Annotated in this window: 14 protein-coding genes; 4 read left to right on the top strand and 10 right to left on the bottom strand. The window is 67.3% G+C overall.

Annotated elements, in window-relative coordinates:
• Positions 1–168 precede the first annotated feature (168 nt).
• From ACH438_RS04535 to ACH438_RS04505, 7 genes are all read right to left on the bottom strand, one after another.
• A complete protein-coding gene (locus tag ACH438_RS04535) occupies positions 169–1,209 on the bottom strand; it encodes an NUDIX domain-containing protein (RefSeq protein WP_397002278.1) in 1,041 nt (346 codons plus the stop codon).
• Positions 1,209–2,333, bottom strand: coding sequence for a glycosyltransferase family 4 protein (locus ACH438_RS04530; RefSeq protein ID WP_397001173.1), 1,125 nt, complete (start codon positions 2,331–2,333; stop codon positions 1,209–1,211). The genes ACH438_RS04535 and ACH438_RS04530 overlap by 1 nt, the downstream gene beginning before the upstream one ends.
• The gene (locus ACH438_RS04525) at positions 2,330–3,340 is read right to left on the bottom strand and encodes a phosphatidylinositol mannoside acyltransferase (protein ID WP_397001171.1); all 1,011 of its coding nucleotides are present in this window, start codon (positions 3,338–3,340) and stop codon (positions 2,330–2,332) included. Before ACH438_RS04525 ends, ACH438_RS04530 begins: the two co-directional genes overlap by 4 nt.
• Positions 3,337–4,008 (bottom strand): phosphatidylinositol phosphate synthase, encoded by a 672-nt coding sequence (gene pgsA, locus ACH438_RS04520; protein ID WP_397001169.1) that lies wholly within the window; start codon positions 4,006–4,008, stop codon positions 3,337–3,339. Before pgsA ends, ACH438_RS04525 begins: the two co-directional genes overlap by 4 nt.
• Positions 4,009–4,099: 91 nt before the next feature.
• The gene (locus tag ACH438_RS04515) at positions 4,100–4,678 is read right to left on the bottom strand and encodes an HIT family protein (protein WP_397001167.1); all 579 of its coding nucleotides are present in this window, start codon (positions 4,676–4,678) and stop codon (positions 4,100–4,102) included.
• Positions 4,679–4,748: 70 nt separating this feature from the next.
• The gene (thrS, locus tag ACH438_RS04510) at positions 4,749–6,830 is read right to left on the bottom strand and encodes a threonine--tRNA ligase (protein ID WP_397001165.1); all 2,082 of its coding nucleotides are present in this window, start codon (positions 6,828–6,830) and stop codon (positions 4,749–4,751) included.
• Positions 6,831–6,940: 110 nt separating this feature from the next.
• Entirely contained in the window at positions 6,941–7,597 is a 657-nt protein-coding gene (locus ACH438_RS04505) for a (2Fe-2S)-binding protein (protein WP_397001163.1), read from the bottom strand.
• Positions 7,598–7,794: 197 nt separating this feature from the next.
• Here ACH438_RS04505 and ACH438_RS04500 point away from each other — a divergent pair, with 197 nt between their 5' ends.
• Genes ACH438_RS04500 through ACH438_RS04485 form a run of 4 tightly spaced genes read left to right on the top strand, consistent with a single transcriptional unit; the run spans position 7,795 to position 13,050 of the window.
• A complete protein-coding gene (locus ACH438_RS04500) occupies positions 7,795–9,192 on the top strand; it encodes a glucose-6-phosphate dehydrogenase (RefSeq protein ID WP_397001161.1) in 1,398 nt (465 codons plus the stop codon).
• A 57-nt stretch (positions 9,193–9,249) separates the two neighbouring features.
• Entirely contained in the window at positions 9,250–9,990 is a 741-nt protein-coding gene (locus ACH438_RS04495) for an HAD family hydrolase (protein ID WP_397001159.1), read from the top strand.
• Positions 9,987–12,347, top strand: a complete 2,361-nt coding sequence (locus tag ACH438_RS04490; protein ID WP_397001157.1) for a glycoside hydrolase family 65 protein — start codon at positions 9,987–9,989, stop codon at positions 12,345–12,347. Before ACH438_RS04495 ends, ACH438_RS04490 begins: the two co-directional genes overlap by 4 nt.
• A gap of 52 nt (positions 12,348–12,399) precedes the next feature.
• Positions 12,400–13,050: a flavin reductase family protein gene (locus tag ACH438_RS04485; RefSeq protein WP_397001155.1), complete on the top strand. Its 651-nt coding sequence runs from the start codon at positions 12,400–12,402 to the stop codon at positions 13,048–13,050.
• Positions 13,051–13,094: 44 nt separating this feature from the next.
• Here the strand turns inward: ACH438_RS04485 and ACH438_RS04480 are convergent, their stop codons facing one another.
• From ACH438_RS04480 to ACH438_RS04470, 3 genes are all read right to left on the bottom strand, one after another.
• Positions 13,095–15,305, bottom strand: coding sequence for a SulP family inorganic anion transporter (locus ACH438_RS04480; RefSeq protein WP_397001153.1), 2,211 nt, complete (start codon positions 15,303–15,305; stop codon positions 13,095–13,097).
• 180 nt (positions 15,306–15,485) lie between these two features.
• Entirely contained in the window at positions 15,486–17,123 is a 1,638-nt protein-coding gene (locus ACH438_RS04475) for a hypothetical protein (protein ID WP_397001151.1), read from the bottom strand.
• Positions 17,124–17,213: 90 nt separating this feature from the next.
• Positions 17,214–19,430 (bottom strand): solute carrier family 23 protein, encoded by a 2,217-nt coding sequence (locus ACH438_RS04470; RefSeq protein WP_397001149.1) that lies wholly within the window; start codon positions 19,428–19,430, stop codon positions 17,214–17,216.
• Between the last annotated feature and the right edge of the window lie 146 nt (positions 19,431–19,576).

The following is a 19,576-nucleotide window of genomic DNA, read 5'->3' as shown; positions in this document are numbered from 1 at the left end:
TCGAATCGCCGGCGTACCGCCGCGAGAAACTCGTCGTATCGGTCGTCGACAGGCTGCGCGCCCATCACCTGCTGCGTCGCCATGGTCCGTCCCCTCTTCGTTCCGCTGCGCGATAGGCCGACACTAATGCCCGATCCACCAGGATTTCGCGTGCTTTTCCGATACCGCTCAGCGGATGGAACGCACTTCCGGGTCGGCATCCGCGTCGGCCGCGGCAATGGCCTCCGGCAGCAGCTGATCCAAGTGATAGGGGTACACGGTTTCACCCGCGTGGTCCAGGTGGGCGATATCGGTGGGGGTGCACCACTGGTTGCCGATGATGGAACGCCGCTCGATGAAATCGAGACTGCCCGGCTCGGGCGTGAAATTCTTTGCGCGCAAGGCGAAGAACAGTTCCTCGGAGCGGATGAGTTCACCGTTGAAGGGGAACACCGCGACCCGGCGCCACAGCGGGCCACGCAGCGCCGAGGAGTCGGCGGCATAGCCGGTTTCCTCGTAGAGTTCGCGAATCGCGGCCTCGCGCAGGGTTTCCCCGGTTTCGATGCCGCCGCCGATGGTGAACCAGAACGGCACGTCGGGGATCTGCGGATCCACCCCGCGCAGCAGCAGGACCCGGTCCTGCTCGTCGAGCAGCACGATGCGCGCCGAGGTGCGGACGGTATCCACATCCAGCCCCGTCGACGCGGCCGCCGTTGCGCGCTCGGCGATTTCGAAATACGTGGGCAGCGGCGCGGTACCGCCGAGGTGCAGCCAGCGGACCGGTCGGCGCGTACGCAGGGCGAGGGTGTCGCGCACCGCGTCATTGTGGAAGCGGCGCGCGATCAGCACGCGCGCCTCGGCATCGGCCAGCTCGGCCACCAATTGCGGTGGCAGCAGCGCCGAATCCACGGCCGACAGCGCACCCGCGAGCTGGTTCTCGACCGTTTCGCGGTCCCGCCAGTTGGCGCGTTCGGCGCGATCGGCCAGCGCGGCGAGGCGGCGCGCCTGCTCCACCAGCTGTGGATCGTCGAGCCCGTGCAGGATGGTGGCCACCGCGCGCGCGACCACCGCGCGCCGGTCCAGCGCCGCGTCCAGGGCGAGCCGCGCCTGGTCACTGCGCACGTGCAGCCGGTCGAGTCGGTTCGCGGTGGTGTAGGCCCACACGCCCGCGGTGATGAGGACGGCCGCGATGAGCGCGAGAACCAGAATGGTGGTCGCGGAGAAAGTGATCATCCGGCGGTCCTGACGCGCATATCGCCGACCGTGACGGTCTCGTAGACGCGCAGGATCTGCTCCGCCACCACCGGCCAGTCGTATTCGCCGACAACCTGATCGGCGGTGCGGATGAATTCCTCGCGCCGCTCGGTATCGGTGAGCACGGTGTCCAGCGCCTGCGCCAGGCGCGCGGAATCACCGACCGGCACCAGCAGGCCCGCGGTCCCGTCACGCAGTACCCGCCGGAAGGCGTCGAGATCGCTGGCGACCACCGCGGTTCCGGCCGCCATGGCTTCCACCAGCACGATGCCGAAGCTCTCGCCGCCGGTATTGGGCGCGCAGTACACGTCGGCGCTGCGCATGGCGGACGCCTTCTCGGCATCGGAGACCTGCCCGAGGAACCGCAGGTGCTTCGCGTGCTCGCCGGCCTCGCGGATCAGCCGTTCCTCGTCGCCGCGGCCGACGATGAGCACCTCGATATCGGGATGCTTGCGCACCAATGCCGGTAGCGCGCCGAGCAAGACGGCCATGCCCTTGCGCGGTTCGTCGTAGCGGCCCAGGAACAGCACCGATTTACCGGCCCGCGGATACCCGGCCAGCAGCGGCGCGTGCGCGAAGGCGGGCACGTCCACCCCGTTCGGGATCTCCACCGCGTCGCCGCCGAGCGCCTCCACCTGCCAGCGCCGCGCCAGTTCGCTCACCGCGATGCGCCCGCTGATCTTCTCGTGGTACGGCCGCAGGACGCCCTGGAAAGTGCTGAGCACCAGCGATTTCGTGGTCGAGGTATGGAAGGTCGCCACAATCGGCCCTTCCGCGATTTTGAGGGCCAGCATGGAGAGACTCGGCGCGTTCGGCTCGTGGATGTGCAGCACGTCGAAGTCGTTCTCCGCGATCCACCGCCGGATACGGGTATAGGCGGTGGGCCCGAAGGAGAGTCGCGCCACCGATCCGTTGTAGGGAATCGCCACGGCCTTACCCGCGGAAACCACGAAGTCCGGCAAGGGTGTGTCGTCGGCGGCCGGGGCGAGCACGCTCACCTTGTGGCCGCGTTCGATGAGTACCTGCGCGAGCTCGACGACATGAGCCTGCACCCCGCCCGGGACATCGAACGAGTACGGGCAGACCATGCCGATTCTCATAGCGCGCCGTCTCCCCTGAACCCCTCGGTTCCGATGTCCGCCACCGGTTCCCGATACCCCAATGTCTGCTGCGCCGCCGCGATGCGAGCACGTCGCTCCGGCGACAAATCACTTTCCCACAGTGGCTGCAACATGTGCCAGTCGGCCGGGTGCGCGGCGATATTGGCGGCGAAGACATCCGCCAGCGCCTGGGTGGCGGACTGCACGCCGCCGGACGTGTCGAGGGCCGCGAAAACCTCCATGCCCCACTCCTCCCGGCCCTGCTCGTCGACCGTGAACCAGCAGTGCACGGGCAGCATGGCCGCGCCGGTGTCGATGGCCAGTTTGGCGGCGCCGGCCGGTAGCCAGGTGCGCTCGCCGAAGAAGTTCACCGGCACGCCCTTACCGGTGAGGTCACGCTCCCCCATCAGGCAGACGACCTTGTTGTCCCGCAGCCGATCCGCCAGCTGCGGGAACGGCGGCTGCTCACCGCCGGTGAGCGGAAAGACCTCGAAGCCGAGGCTTTCCCGGTAGGCCATGAAACGCTCGTACAGCGCTTCCGGCTTCAGGCGTTCCGCGACCGTCGCGAAGGTGCCGTTGTTCTGGACCAGCCAGACTCCGGCCATATCCCAGTTGCCCGAATGCGGCAGCACCAGAATTGCCCCGCGCCCTTCTTCGAGCGCCTTGAACAAATGCTCCTTACCGGCGACCTGCAGCGACTTCCCCAGCGCCACATGGTCCATGGACGGCAGCCGGAACGCCTCCCGCCAGTAACGGGCGTAGGAACGGACGCTGTCGCGGATCAGGCTATCCGGCACCGCTTCCGGCGTCGTACCGAGCACGCGGGCGAGGTTGCGCCGCAACTGATTCGGCTCCCCGCTGTGCGCGGCCTTGTTGGCTCGCTTGGCGAAGACATCCGCACCGCGGTCGAAGCCCTTGCGCACCAGGCCTTCCGGCAGTGCGCGGACCAGCCGCCACCCGGCCGCGTACGCCTTGTCGGTCATCGCGGACGTGAAATCGGTGCTCACTGCTGCGGTTCCTCCGGAGCCTTCGCCACCGTGGCGAGGATGTCGCGGGCGCCGGGCGAATTCCGCACCGCCAGCGCCCGCTGGAAAACGGTGATGATGCTGAGCACGGCCAGTGCGTACATGGCGGCATACACCGCGTACGACAGCCAGTTGATGCCGAAATAGCCGCCGATACCGGTGAATCCGGCGCCGACGAGCACGATGACCAGCCGGTCCGGCCGCTCGATCAGCCCGCCGTCGGCCGACAGCCCACTGGCCTCCGCACGCGCCTTGATGTAGGAGATGACCTGCGAGGTGATCAGCACGACCAGCGTCGCGAACAGCAGATACTTCGAGTTCTCGTGGTAGACGGCCCACCACGCCAGGCTCGCGAAGATGGCGCCGTCGGCCACCCGATCACAACTGGCGTCGAGTACCGCACCGTATTTGGTGCCGCCGCCGCGGGCCCGCGCCATCGCGCCGTCCAGCATATCGAACATGACGAACAGCCAGATCACCATGGTTCCCCAGAACAGGTGACCGGTCGGGAAGAGCGTCACCGCCGCCGCGATCGAGGCGGTGGTGCCGATGAGCGTCACCGCGTCGGGCGTCAGCCCGGTGCTCACCAGCGCTTTGCCCAGCGGCGCAGTCGCCTTGGCGAACGTTTCGCGACCGAAGAAGCTCAGCACGCCGCGCAGAATCCTTTCAGGCGTGCCCGGGGGCGCTCCGTGGTTACGCAGGCTTCCGCCTCCGCGCCCTGACCGCTCACGCCGGGTCCTTTCATGCGTCAGCTTCCTTCCATGCCTCCGCCAGCAGCGCGCGCGTTTCCCGCAACAACTGCGGCATCACTTTGACGCCGCCGACGACGGTAATGAAATTCGCGTCTCCACTCCAGCGCGGCACGATATGTTGATGCAGGTGATCGGCAAGTGAACCACCGGCGACACCGCCGAGATTCAGGCCGACATTGAATCCCTCGGGCCGCGAGACCCTTTTCATGACTCGAATGGCCTGCTGCGTGAACGCCATCAATTCGGCGCTCTCCTGCGGAGTCAGGTCTTCGAGATTGGCCACGCGGCGATAAGGCACCACCATGGTGTGGCCGGGGTTGTAGGGGTACAGGTTCAGCACCGCGTAGACCCATTCGCCGCGCGCGAGGATCAGGCCGTCCTCGTCCGACATCTGCGGGATATCGGTGAAGGGATGCCCGGTCTTCTTGGGCACGTCGGCCACCGGCTCGTCGGCCTCGCCGATGATGTAGGACATCCGGTACGGCGTCCACAGTCGCTGCAGCCGGTCCGGGTCCCCCGCACCGCGGTCGATGATGGTCTCCCGCGGCGCCGAATCCTGTTGCGTCATCCTGTTACCTCCGGGCGTGATTGGGGGCACTCCATGGTTACGCAGGCTGCCGCCTCCGTGCCCTGACCACTCACGCCGCCCCGTTCGTCTTCTCGATGAGTTCCGCGGTGGGCGAGGCGTTCTCGCGCCGCTGCACCCAATCCACCACGGTGGCAACGGCTTCGGCGACGGGAATACCGTTGACCTGGGTGCCGTCCCGGAAGCGGAAGGACACCGCGCCGTTCTCCACATCGCGCGCGCCGGCCAGCAGCATGAACGGCACCTTCAGCGCGGTGTGGTTGAAGATCTTCTTCTGCATGCGGTCGTCGCTGCGGTCCACGTCGGCGCGAATGCCGTTGTCCCGCAACTGTTCGATGACACCGTCGAGATGCTCGGCGAAGGCCTCGGCGACCGGGATGCCCACCACCTGCACCGGCGACAGCCAGGCCGGGAACGCGCCCGCGTAATGCTCGGTGAGCACACCGAAGAACCGCTCGATGGAACCGAACAGCGCGCGGTGGATCATGACCGGGCGGTGCTTGGCGCCGTCCGCGCCGGTGTACTCCAGCTCGAATCGCTCGGGCAGGTTGAAGTCCAGCTGGATGGTCGACATCTGCCAGGTGCGGCCGAGCGCGTCCTTGGCCTGCACGGAGATCTTCGGGCCGTAGAAGGCCGCGCCGCCCGGATCCGGCACCAGGTCCAGGCCGGAGTCGGTGGCCACCTTGCGCAGGGTCTCGGTGGCTTCCTCCCACAGCTCGTCCGAACCCACGAACTTCTTCGGGTCCTTGGTGGAGAGCTCGAGGTAGAAGTCGTCGAGGCCGTAGTCGCGCAGCAGCGAGAGCACGAACTGCAGCGTGGAGGTGAGCTCCGCGTGCATCTGCTCCTTGGTGCAGTAGATGTGCGCGTCGTCCTGGGTCATGCCGCGCACGCGGGTCAGGCCGTGGATCACGCCGGACTTCTCGTAGCGGTACACCGAGCCGAACTCGAACATGCGCAGCGGCAGTTCCCGGTACGACCGGCCGCGGGACCGGAAGATCAGGTTGTGCATCGGGCAGTTCATCGGCTTGACGTAGTAGTCCTGGCCGGGCTTGCGGACCGTGCCGTCCTCGTTGAGTTCGGCGTCCAGGTGCATGGCCGGGAACATGCCGTCCCGGTACCAGTCCAGGTGGCCGGAGACCTCGAAGAGGTGGCCCTTGGTGATGTGCGGGGTATTGACGAACTCGTAGCCCGCGGCGGTGTGCCGGCGGCGCGAGTAGTCCTCGAGTTCCTTGCGGATGATGCCGCCCTTGGGGTGGAACACCGGCAGGCCCGAGCCCAGCTCGTCGGGGAAGGAGAACAGGTCCAGTTCCAGGCCGAGCTTGCGGTGATCGCGCTTCTCGGCCTCTTCGAGCAGGTGCAGGTACTCGTCCTGGGCCTCGGTGGATTCCCACGCGGTGCCGTAGATGCGCTGCAGGTCCTCGCGGCTCTGGTCGCCGCGCCAGTAGGCGGCGGACGAGCGGGTCAGCTTGAACGCCGGAATGTACTTGGTGGTCGGGATGTGCGGGCCGCGGCAGAGGTCGCCCCACAGCTTCTCGCCGGTGCGCGGGTCCAGGTTGTCGTAGATGGTCAGCTCTTTGCCGCCGACCTCCATGACCTCCGGATCGTCGATGCCCGACTTGTCGCCGATGAGTTCCAGCTTGAACGGCTCCTTGGCCAGTTCGACCCGGGCCTCCTCGACCTCGACCACCCGGCGCGAAAACCGCTGCGCGCCTTTGATGATCTTCTTCATCCGGGATTCCAGCTTGGCCAGATCCTCGGGGGTGAAGGGGCGCTCGACCTGGAAGTCGTAGTAGAAGCCGTCCTTGATGAACGGGCCGATGCCCAGCTTGGCCTCGGGGAACTCCTGCTGCACGGCCTGCGCCAGCACGTGCGCGGCGGAATGCCGGATCACATTGCGGCCGTCCGGGGAATCCGCGGTGACCGCTTCGACCTCGGCATCGGTGTCGGGAATCCAGGACAGATCCCGGAGGTTGCCCTCGGCATCCCGCACGACGATGACGGCATCCGCGCCCTTGCTGGGCAGATCCGCCTCGCGCACCGCGGAACCCGCCGTAGTCCCGGCAGGCACCCGGACGAGGGCGGCTGGGGTCTGCGGGGGTGAGGTGGTCACGGCTGCGCGCTCCTTGGCATTCATGGGCGGAGGTGTGGACCCGCCCGGCTTCACGCTCGCGCTGTTCGCGAACGTATTGTTTCGGCGCGCACCATGCTATCGGCAGGCCACCGGCCACGTGCTTCGTGGTGCGGTCAGCCGCGGGCAGCGAGCTCGGCCAGCAGTGTTTCCCGTTGGGCAGCGGGTCGTTTGGGACAGCTGGTGCACATCTCGCAACCCGGCACCTCGAAGACCAGGCAGCAGGAGATGCGCCGCACGAAGGTACGGCCACCGATATCGGTGAACCGCGGCACCGGCATCCGGCCCGCCACATCCCGGGCCAGCCGGGCGCCCGCCTCCTCGGCCCCGATGTCCAGGGCCCGGTTGCCGATGGCGTCGGCCACGATCGCCCACAGCGACGCCACGCCCGCCCCGGACACCTCGGCGACCACCGGGATGACCCGGGAGAGGGTATGCCGCAGCGCATTACCCATCGCGGTGTTCGCGCAGCACTGCTCGTCCTCGGCGGCGGCGTGCAGCTCGTCGAGCGGTGTGGCGCCCAGCGCCACGGTGTACTCGTGCGGGCGCGGCAGCACCTTCTCGACGCCACCGTCGGGCCTTATCTCCAGCGAAATGTGCTCGAGCGCCGGATCGAAAGCGGGCCGCCCCGCGGCATAGGCGCCGACGATGGGTTCGACCAGCGAGGACGCAGCCATGCACCACCACAGGGTCCCGGATACCCGGGAGTCCCCGGTTCCCCAGGAAATTCCCATATCGGCAATGCGTTCGCTCAGCCATTGGGTCCGCAACATTTCCGCTCCGGGCACCACCGACATCGAAACCGCAGGCTGCGCAACCATTCCCATCCGACTCCGATCGATTCGCGCGAATACGAGCACACCCTATTCCGCCCCCAGTTTCTTCCCCCGCAGGCGCGCCCGCAAGACCGTCCGGCCCCGCATGCGCTCGTTCAGGCGAAGAGTGTGGCCGATGCGGGTATTTTTCGGATATGGCAACCGAGAGCAGCCCGACCACCGCGGACCTGCTGGTGATTTTCGGTATCACCGGAGACCTGGCTCGAAAAATGACATTCCGCTCCTTGTATCTACTCGAGCGGCGCGGGCTGCTCGATTGCCGGATCATCGGTGTGGCCGGGCGTCCGCTGACGGACGCGGCGCTGGTCGAGACCGCCCGCACCTCGATCGAGGGGACCGGGGAGAAGATCGACGAGGAGATCTTCGACCGATTCGCCGCCCGGCTGTCCTATCTGAACGGCGATGTCCAGGGCCCTGACCTGTACCAGAAGCTGGCCGAGAAGGCGGGTAAGTACCGGCAGGCCCTCTATTACCTGGAGATGCCGCCGTCGCTCTTCGGTCCGATCGTCGAGCAGCTCGCGGCGGCGAATCTGCTGGAGAACGCGCGGGTCGCGCTCGAGAAGCCCTTCGGCAATGACCTGCCCTCGGCCCAGGCCCTGAACACGCGGCTGCACAAGGTGATTCAGGAGGATCAGCTGCTGCGCGTCGATCACTTCCTGGGCAAGGAACCGGTCATCGAGCTGGAGTACGTGCGGTTCGCCAATCTGCTGCTCGCCCAGGTGTGGGACCGCGCGAGCGTGTCCTGCATCCAGATCACCATGGCCGAGAACTTCGGCGTCGAGGACCGCGGCAAGTTCTACGATCCGGTCGGCGCGCTGCGCGATGTGGTGCAGAACCATCTGCTGCAGGTGCTGGCGCTGGTCACCATGGAACCGCTGGCCGGCGGTCTCGGCGACGAACTGCGCGACAAGAAGGCCGAGGTGCTGCGGGCGATCCGGCCGGTCGATCCGAAGCATTGCGTGCGCGGCCAGTACAACGGCTACCTCGACGTGCCCGGCGTCGCCGCGGGCTCGGACACCGAATCCTTCGTCGCCATGCGGCTGGAGATCGACAACTGGCGCTGGTCGGGCGTGCCCGTCTTCCTGCGCGCCGGTAAGGCCATGGCCGAGACCGTCACCGAGATCCGGCTGATCCTGCACCGCACCCCGCGCCTGGCCTTCGCGGACGCGCCCACGAAGATCGCGCCCAATCAGATCGTGATTCGCATCGACCCGACTCCGGGCCTGCGGCTGCAGATCGCGGCCCACGACGAAAAGGGCTGGCGCAGTATCGATCTGGACACCCTGTTCCGCGACGACTTCGGCGCCCTCGCGACGCCCTACGAGAAGGTGCTGGAGGCGGGGCTCACCGGGGACAGCCGGTTCTTCGCCCGCGAGGACGCCGTAGAGGAGACCTGGCGCATCGTGCAACCGCTGCTCGACGCGCCGCCGCCGGTCACCGGTTACGCGCGCGGCTCCTGGGGGCCGAGCACGACCGCCCTCACCGCGGGGTTCCACGGCTGGCAGGAACCCTGGCTGGACAGCAACGATTAGACCCGACGCGCCGCGGATGGGCTGTGCCCGTCCGCGCGCCGGAGTACCGTCGATTCGGTGTTGGGTCTCCCGGACAAAATTCGCGGCTGTCTGTTCGATCTCGATGGCGTGCTGACCCGGACGGCCACCGTCCACGCAGCCGCCTGGAAGGAGATGTTCGACGCCTTCCTGAAGCAACGCGCCGAGCAGACACACACGGCCTTCGTGCCGTTCGACAAGGTCGACGACTACGACACCTATGTCGACGGCAAACCGCGCGCCGACGGGACGCGATCGTTCCTGGCATCGCGCGGCATCGAACTGCCCGAGGGCACCGCCTCCGACACCCCCGACATGAACACCGTCGAGGGACTCGGCTTGCGCAAGAACGACATCGTGCTGCGGATGATCCGCCAGGACGGCGTCGAGCCCTACGAGGGTTCGATGCGATACGTGCGCGCGGTCCGCGATGCCGGGCTCGGGCGGGCCGTGGTGTCTTCCAGCACCAATTGCCAGGATGTGTTGGTAGCGGCCGGATTCGACGGTCTCTTCGACGCACGCATCGACGGCATCGTCGCCCAGCGGCAGCATCTGCACGGAAAACCCGCGCCCGACACCTATCTCGCCGGCGCCCGCGCGCTCGGGCTCGAACCGGCCGAATGCGCGGTGTACGAGGATGCCCTCGCGGGCGTGGAATCCGGCCGGGCCGGCGGTTTCGGATTGGTCGTCGGCGTGGACCGGGTCGGGCAGGCCGATGCGCTGCGCGCGCACGGCGCCGATGTGGTCGTCACCGATCTCGCGGAATTGTTCGGCCGATGATCAAGCATCCGGGCTTCGTGGTCGAACCGTGGTCCATCCGTGCGGAAACCACGGATCTCAGCGTGATCGCACAGGTCGAATCGGTGTTCGCCCTGTCCAACGGCCATATCGGCTGGCGCGCGAACCTGGACGAGGGTGAGCCCAACGGGCTGCCCGGCTCCTATCTGAACGGGGTCTGGGAATCCGCCGTCCTGCCCTACGCCGAGGGCGGTTACGGGTATCCGGAATCCGGGCAGACGGTCATCGACGTCACCAACGGCAAGTTGATCCGGCTGCTGGTCGACGACGAGCCGTTCGACATCCGCTACGGCCAATTGCATTCCCATGGACGGGAACTCGATATGCGCGCGGGCGTACTGCGCCGCAGCAGCGAGTGGACCTCGCCGACCGGGCGCACCGTCCGGGTCACCTCGGAGCGGCTGGTGTCGCTCACCCAGCGCGCGGTGGCCGCGGTCTCCTACGAGGTCGAGGTGCTGGACGGCCCGGCCCGGGTGGTCCTGCAATCCGAGCTGGTCGCCAATGAGCAGCTGCCGGATTCGGACGGCGATCCGCGCAGCGCCTCGCATCTGGACGCGTGCCTGGAGTCGGAAGCGCACTCCTGCCACGACAATTGGGCCGAACTCATCCACCGCACCACCGGCAGCGGCCTGCGGATCGGCTGCGCCATGGATCATGTGCTGAGCGATCCGACCGTGAAGCAGGAATCGGAGAGTTATCCGGATCTGGCCCGGGTCACGGTGACCGCGGATCTCGTTCCGGGACAACCGCTCCGGCTGGTCAAGTTCGTCTCCTACGGCTGGTCGGCGACGCGGTCGCTGCCGGGCGTGCGCGCCCAGGTCGCGGCCGCGCTGTCCGCGGCGATCGAATCCGGCTGGGACGGACTGGTCGCCGAGCAGCGCGCCTACCTGGACAATTTCTGGGACTGCGCCGATGTGCAGGTCGAGGGCGATGCCGAGATCCAGCAGGCCGTTCGCTTCGCACTGTTCCATGTGCTGCAGGCGGGCGCCCGTGCCGAGGGCAAGGCGATTCCGGCCAAGGGCCTGACCGGACCCGGCTACAACGGCCACACCTTTTGGGACAGTGAGACTTTCGTCCTGCCGGTCCTCACCTACACCGTGCCGGAGGCGGCGGCGCACGCCCTGCGCTGGCGGCACTCCACGCTCCCGGCGGCCCTGGAACGGGCGAGCCAGCTGGGGTTGCAGGGCGCGGCCTTCCCGTGGCGAACCATTGCGGGACAGGAGTGTTCGAGTTACTGGCCCGCCGGTACCGCGGCCTTCCACATCGGCGCGGACATCGCCGATGCCGTCGTCCGCTACATCCGCGTCACCGGTGACGAAAAGTTCGAGCGCACCATCGGATTGGATCTGCTGGTCCACACCGCCCGCCTGTGGCGGTCGCTCGGCCACCATGACGGCGCGGGCCGGTTCCGCATCGACGGCGTCACCGGACCCGACGAATACAGCGCCGTGGCCGACAACAACGTCTACACCAACCTGATGGCGCAGCAGAACTTGCGCGCCGCCGCCGACACCGCCCACCTCTACCCCGAACGCGCCCGTGAACTGGGCGTCGACGAGGAGGAGATGGCCGGCTGGCGCGATGCGGCCGAGGCGATCTACATCCCCTACGACGAAAAGATCGGCGTCCACCCCCAGGCCGAAGGCTTCACCACGCACCAGGATTGGGATTTCGAGCACACCCCGGCCGACAAATACCCACTGCTGCTGCACTTCCCGTATTTCGACCTGTACCGCAAGAAGGTCGTCAAACAGGCCGATCTGGTGATGGCCATGTATCTGCGCGGCGATGCCTTCACCAGCGCCGACAAGGCCCGCAACTTCGACTACTACGAGCGCATCACCGTGCGTGATTCGTCGCTGTCGGCGTGCATCCAATCGGTGCTGGCCGCCGAGGTCGGCCATCTCGGCCTGGCGCACGACTATCTCGGCGAGGCCGCCCTGATGGATCTCGACGATCTCGAGCACAACACCCGCGACGGGCTGCACATCGCCTCGCTCGCCGGTACCTGGATCGCGCTGGTCGCCGGGCTCGGCGGCATGCGGCATCACGAGGACAAATCGATCTCCTTCGCGCCGCGACTGCCGGAGGACATCACCCGCCTGGCCTTCAAGGTCTCGGTCCGCGGTCAGCGGCTCTGCGTCGAGATCGATCATCAGCGCGCGAGGTACTCCCTCGCCAATGGTGACGGCCTGGACATCCTGCACCACGGCCGATCCGCCCGGGTCACCACTGGCGACCCGGTAGAGCTCCCGATCCCCCTCATCCCGGTACTGCCCGCGCCGGCGCAACCCGCCGGCCGCGCACCCGCGCACCGTCACAGCGTCGGCACCAACTGATCGCTCCGTGACTTCGGCGGGGGCCGAAGTGTTCTCGCCTTAGCGTCGAGTCATGACCGAAACAACCTGGAGCATCCCGTCCGCGAGCCTGCGGAAGACGACCATCGAGCCGTCCATCCTCTACTTCGGCACCCCGGTTGCCTTGATCTGCACCCAGGACCCCGACGGCTCGACCAATATCGGCCCCATGTCCTCGGCGTGGGCGCTGGGCAAGACGGTCGTCATGGGCTGGGCCACCAAGGCCTGGACCCTCGACAACCTGGCCCGCACCGGCGAATGCACCATCAACCTGGCCTCCGCCGAACTCATGGACAATGTGGAACGCCTGGCCCCACTGACCGGTCGCAACCCGGTGCCCGCCGCCGTCGCCGACACCTTCCGCTACGAACCCGACAAGTTCACCGCCGCCGGACTGACCATGGAATCCTCGGAAACCGTTGTCCCGCCGCGCATCCGCGAATACCGCCTGCAACTCGAGGCGGAAGTAACCGCCATCCACTCCCCCGCCGGCCCCGACGCCAACCAGTTCCGCATCGTCGAAACCCACGTCCGCCGAGTCCACGCCGACCCCGCAATGGTCATCGACGGCACCGACCACATCGACCCCGCCGAGTGGAACCCCCTCCTCTACGTCTTCCGCCACTACTTCACCACCGGCCCCCGCCTCGGAAAAACCTTCCGCGCCAACGACAATGCGCACTGACGCGGGCCCCGGGCGGGGTCCGCGCCAGTGCGCATCGGTTATCGCTAGTGCAGCGCCTCGGCCAGGGCCGAGCGGCGGGCCTCCGAGATCTCGGAGATGCCGTCGTGGGTCACTTCCAGGACCCGGGCGGAGCCGATGTCGAAGAAGAGGCCGCTGACGGTGAGGCCGCGGTCCAGGATGGCCTGGCGCACCACGGGGTGGAAGCGCAGGGTGTCCAGTTGGATTGCGACGTTGACCATGCTGAGCTGGTCGGCGTGGCCGAAGCCGGATTCGGCGGCGGCGCGGGCGACCGGGTGGCCCTCATGGAAGGCTTCCAGGCTGGGGTGGCCGTTGGCGAGCCAATTGTCCAGGCTGGGGCCGGTAGTGCCGCCGGCGAGCAGGGCTTTCATTGCGCCGCAGGAGGAGTGACCGCACACCACGACGTGGTCGACCTGAAGGGCGTCGATGGCGAAGGCCAGGGAGGCTTCCATCGAGGTGTCGCGGCCGTTGGCGGGCACCAGGTTTCCGACATTGCGGATGGTGAACAGGTCACCGGGGCCGCTGTTGGTGATGACGTTCGGCACGATCCGCGAGTCCGCACAGGTGATGAACAGGGAGTGCGGGTTCTGGCTGTCGCGCAGTTCGTCGAGGTGCGGGCGCACCACATGGGCGTTGCGGCGGTGGTATTCGGCGACGCCGGAGGTGACCGGGTGGTTGTCGCCGTCGCCGCGCCACGGGCTGAGCACGTCGTCGAGCGGGCCGCGGGCGCGTCCGCGCTTGGGCGGGGCGGTCACGGCATCCGCCATCTCGGCGGTGCCGAGTTCGACGAATTCGACAGTGCCACCGGTGCTTTCGTGCTGTTTCGCCCAATCCTGGATGGATTCGTAGGCGGCGTGGTCGAGGAAGTCCACACTCATCTCGACCAGTACCTCGGTGCCGACGGGCACCTTCGCCAGTTCCGACGACAGCTTCGGCAGCGCCAGGAAGGTGGCGGTGCCCTCCACGCTGACCAGCCAGCGGTCGGTGCCCGCGACCGGGGTCGCCGAGACCGCCACCCGGACCACGCGCCACAGCAGTAGCGCGAAGGCCAACAGCAGGCCGATGAGCACGCCTTCCAGCAGGTTCAGGAACACCACGCCGAGCACGGTCACGCCGTAGACCAGCAGGTCGCCGGTGCGGCGGGCGAGGCGGATGTGCGCGAGTTTCACCAGCTGGATGCCGATGACGATGAGCAGTCCGGCCAGCGCCGACTTCGGAATCTGCTGGACCAGCCCGGCCAGGGCGACCGAGAAGACCAGGATCCAGATGCCGTGCAGTAGCGCGGAGGCACGGGTCTTGGCGCCCGCCTGGACGTTCGTGGCGCTGCGCACGATGACGCCGGTGACCGGCAGGCCGCCGATCAGGCCGGAGGTGGCGTTGGCGACGCCCTGCGCGACCAGTTCGCGGTCGAAGTTGGTGCGCGGGCCGGTGTGCATCTTGTCCACGGCGACCGCGGAGAGCAGGCTCTCCACGCTCGCGATCAGCGCGATGGTGAGGGCGGCGAGCAGCACCGCGCCCCAGCCTCCGCTGGGAATCTCGGGCAGGCCGATGGCGTCGAAGATGGAGCCGCTCAGCGCGATTCGCACCGGATCGCCCGGAATGACCATCGCCAGCAGGGTGGCGACGACGATGGCGACCAGCGGGCCGGGCAGCATCTTCACCTTGCCGGGCACATACTTCCAGCTCAGCATGATGGCGATGACCACCGCGCCGATGAAGAAGTCGTCGCCGTGCAGGTTCAGGATCTGGTTGGGCAGTTCCTCCAGGTTCTCCCACGCGGAGCTGTGCGAGGATCCGCCGAGCAGGACATGGATCTGCTGCAGCGCGATGGTGATGCCGATGCCGGCGAGCATGGCGTGCACCACGACGGGTGCGATGGCCAGCGCGGCGCGGGCGATGCGGCTGAGACCGAAGATGATCTGCAGGCCACCGGCGAGCACGGTGATGAAACAGGCTGTCTTCCAGCCGAATTGGTTGATGGTCTCGGCGACCACCACGGTGAGGCCGGCGGCGGGCCCGCTGACCTGCAGGGGTGATCCACCGATCAGGCCCACCACCACGCCGCCGACGACGGCCGCGATGAGTCCGGCCGCGATGGGCGCGCCGGAGGCCACCGCAATGCCGAGTGACAACGGCAGTGCGACGAGGAAAACCACGATGGATGCGGGGAGGTCGTAACGCAGGTTCTCGAACTTGCCGAGCTGGCGACCTGGCGGTGAATCGGTGTCGACGGACATATCGCTCCTTCTCCGAGCGCTGCGGGCACCGGAGGAGATCATGTTCAGGGGGCATCGAAGAACGTTGTGGACAGCACTGGCCACACACTCACCGGACTTGAGTAATGACAGGCTAAAAGTAAAGACTTAGCAAAGCCTGAGAAAACCGCTCCCCTTGTGTAAAAGGAGCGTGAACCGTTCCTACTCGGTGAGCGGTAGTCGATCTCGCTCGATTGCGGTCCGAACGGTCTTGGCCGCGGTCAGGTGGTGTTTACTGCCGGACCACTCCAGCCGCCCATCGGGGCTGGGGGTGAGACAGGACTTGTCACCTGCCACACGCTGCACTCGGTCCGAGACGGTCGCCACGCTCGAGGGTTGGCCCAGCACACTCCGCTGTGCGTGACGGGGACCGCTCGAGTGACGCGACAGCTTCATACCGAGGCCGCGCCTACCGATCGCCACGGCCGCCCCATGATGAGCAGTAACCGTGCAACCGGGAGTCTTCGTCTGATTCTGCAAGGGTGGGCGCCAATGCCGGCTTCCCGCCTTACTTGTGTAGGCCGGATCCACCGCCACCACGGCGATGCCGCGGTGTGCGGCCATGCTGCGCAGGCGTTCACGGAACTTGCCGGTGGGTATGCCCGCGACGGTACGACGGAACCGTTTGCCGCGCCGCCCGCGGCCCATCGTTTCTCGACCCGTGGCGCGGAGATCGGCGAAGTCGAGATTTTCGATCACAATCGCGGCACAACCCGAATATTCGGCCTCGTCCAGCAAGGCCGTGATGGCTGCCCGCAGACGCCCGTCCTGTCGAGATGCCGAAAAACCCTGTGCTGCAATCAGGATGGCGCCGGGCTCACCGACCGGGTTTCCAGAGCTGTCGAGTACACATGTCGCCAGATGCCCGCAATTGAGATCCACACCCAGCACGCGCCCGGAACGAACAGTACCGAGTGGAACCGGCAGAACGGGCGCCATACTCCATGAGGCGTCGAGGTACCAGCGGTGACGGGCCGCGTCGTAACTGATGTCGTAACGCACGGCACGGTTGTTTTCGACCCGATCACGCCACTCCGAGTGCCGATGATGAAATGCGACCGCTGTGGCAATGTTCAAGTGGGTGCCGAGCCGATCGGCCAGCGCTGCAGGAACCTTGATCCGGAGGCGTCCGGTCGCCGATGTGACGCGGATGGTTTCGTTTCCACCGGACTTGCCGGTTTCTCCGTCGGCGGTCAAGAACATGCGCGCCGCATCCCATTCTCGGCGCCATTCATTCTCCGACAGGCCCGCCTGTGCGAGGTGGTTGCGTTTGCGCCACAACCGTTTCCCGCCGACAACAATCCTCGCGTGGGCGTCGGCCAGATCACGTCGGGCCCGTTCGGACCGCTCGCGCAGTACAGCCAGACGCCGAGTCTTTGCGAAGCGTTCGGCAGCGTTCCGGTAGCCGATGATCTTGCCGTCACGTTCGTTCGGCTGGAGAGCGCAGCGCGCCTCGAGGATCGCCATCGCCGATTCCATCCCGCGCACATGCGTATCCACGGCACGCATACCCGACTGGTATTGATCTTCCACCGTTCGGGTGATCGCCCCGGCCCACCGCGACGAAGTCGCGGCGGTCAGTACACGTTTACGTTCAGTTCGGTATGCGGCCTGTTGTTTACGGTTCAGCGAACCTCGCCCGACACGTGCGGCGAGCTCCTGCCGATAGAGCCCGCCGTTGAAATTACCTATCTCGCAGAGTGTTCGGGCCTCAGCGGGGGTGAGATGCAGCCGGGTGCGGATACGCACCCCCGCCGATGCAGCAACGACGTGCGGCGACTGGCGCCTGGCCTTCTCCACGGACATCAGTCTACGAACTCGAACATATGTTCGTGTCGAATTCCGAAAACTATTGCAGTCTATCGGGATCCAGCACCCCCGAGCCGAGGTTCAGCAGGCCGGTAGAGCCTCGATCGGTCGCGCGATGTCGTCGATCTCCGCTATGGCATCGACTGTCACCTCCACCACCCGGGCGGTCGCGATGTCGAAGAACAGGCCGGAGAGCACTACTCCGCGTTCCTCCACGCCGCGGCGGACCACCGGGTGGGCGGACAGGGTTTCCAGTTGGACGGCCACGTTCACCATGCCGAGTTGGTCGATGGTGGCGAAGCCGGCTGCGGCGGCGGCTTCGGCTACCGGGTGGCCGTGGCGGAAGCGGTCCAGGCTCGGGCGGGCGTGGGCGAGCCAGTGGTCCAGGTCGGAGCCGGTTACCAGTTCGGAGTGGAGGGCTTCCATTGCGCCGCAACCGGAGTGGCCGCAGACCACTACCGAGCGCACATCGAGTTTGTCGAGCGCGTAGATGAGGGCGGCCTCCATGGAGGAGTCCTTGCGCCCGGCGGGGATCAGGTTGCCGATATTGCGGACGGTGAACAGGTCGCCGGGGCCGCTGCTGGTGATGATGTTCGGCACGATGCGGGAGTCCGCGCAGGTGACGAAGAGCGAATCGGGTTCCTGACCGTGCCGCAGGACGTCCATGTGCGGGCGCATGACGTGTTTGTGGCCGCGATGGTAGGCGGCCACGCCCGCTACGACGGGGTCGGTGTGGGCGGTGCGGCGCCAGGGGCTCAGCGCCTCGTTGAGCATGTGCCGTGACGGTCCGCGCACCGGCCTGCCGTCGGCGGCGTCGGCCATGCGGGCCGCGCCCATTTCCACGAATTCGACTGTGCCGCCGTCCTCCCGGTGCTGGTGCACCCATTCCTGGATGGCGTCGTAGGCGGCGTGATCGAGGAAGTCGACGGTGAGTTCGAGGGTGACGTCCGCGCCGGGCGGCACCTTCGCGAGTTCGGCGGTGAGCTTGGGCAGGGCCAGGAAGGTGAAACTGCCGTCCACGCTCACCCGCCAGCCGCGCCCGGCGACGGGTTCGGCGGTGACGCTGACCCGCACCACCCGCCACAGCAGCAGCGCGAAGGCGAGCGCGAGCCCGACCAGCATGCCCAGCAGCAGGTTCCAGAACACCACCACGAATACCGTTGCGGCATAGACGAACAGGTCGCCGCTGCGCTGCGCCCGGCGGATATGGGCGAGCTTGATGAGTTGTATGCCTACAACAATGAGCAGGCCGGCGAGCGCCGCCTTGGGGATCTGGCGGACGACCTCGACCAGCGCCACCGAGAACAGCAGGATCCACAGGCCGTGCAGCATGGTCGAGGCCCGGGTGCGCGCCCCGGCCTTCACATTGGTGATGCTGCGGACGATGACCGCCGCCACCGGGAGCCCGCCGATCAGGCCGGAGACCATGTTGGCCGCGCCCTGCCCGATCAGTTCCCGGTCCAGATCCGTTCGGCGCGTGGCGTTCTCGCGCCGCATCCGGTCGACCGCCACGGCCGATAGTAGAGTCTCCACGCTGGCGATGAGCGCGATGGTGACGGCCATGAGCGCCACCGTGGCCCAGCCGCCGTGCGGCAGTTGCGGGAAGCGGAGTTCGTCGAGCAGTGTGCCGTTCAGCGTGATGTGCTCGACGGTGACCGGCAGCACGTAGGTCAGCCCGGTCGCGACCACCACGGCCACCAGCGGCGCGGGGATGCGACGGACCGCGGCGGGCATGCGCCGCCAGCCGACCAGGATGGCGATGACCAGCAGGCCGATGAAGAGATCACCCAGGTGGACCGAGGCGAGCTGATGCGGCAGGCCGGTGATCGAATCCCAGGACGAGCTGAGCGATTTGCCGCCCATCAGCACGTGCACCTGTTGCAGGGCGATGACCACGCCGATCCCGGCCAGCATGGCGTGCACCACCACCGGAGCGATGGCCAGTGCGCCGCGCGCGATGCGGCTGAGCCCGAACAGGATCTGCAGACCGCCGGCCAGCATGGTGATGAAACAGGTGGCGGCCCAGCCGAATTGGTTGATGGCCTCGGCGACCACCACGGTCAGGCTGGCCGTCGGGCCGCTGACCTGGAGGGTGGACCCGCCGAAGAGTCCGGCGATCGTGCCGCCCACGACGGCGGCGATCAAGCCGGCGGCGACGGGTGCGCCCGCGGCGACCGCGATGCCGATGGACAAAGGTAAAGAAACCAGGAACACCACCAGGGAGGCGGGGAGGTCGTGGCGTATCAGGTCCGGGAACCTGGACGACATCCGTGGCGGCCGTTCGGTGTCGGTGGACATATTTCTCCTTCGCCGGACCGGCTGCGCAGCCCGGTTCATCGGTCAACATGTGCTGGCATCGAATGCTGGTCGAGCTGGTGAGAGACCGCCGGTAATCGTAAAGACAAGGCAAAGAACCCGAAAAGGGTTTGCGGCGATTGGGGTGA

Origin of the sequence: Nocardia sp. NPDC020380 (assembly GCF_044386975.1) — a bacterium.
Lineage (GTDB): Bacteria > Actinomycetota > Actinomycetes > Mycobacteriales > Mycobacteriaceae > Nocardia.
This window is presented reverse-complemented; position numbering and strand designations above follow the sequence as displayed.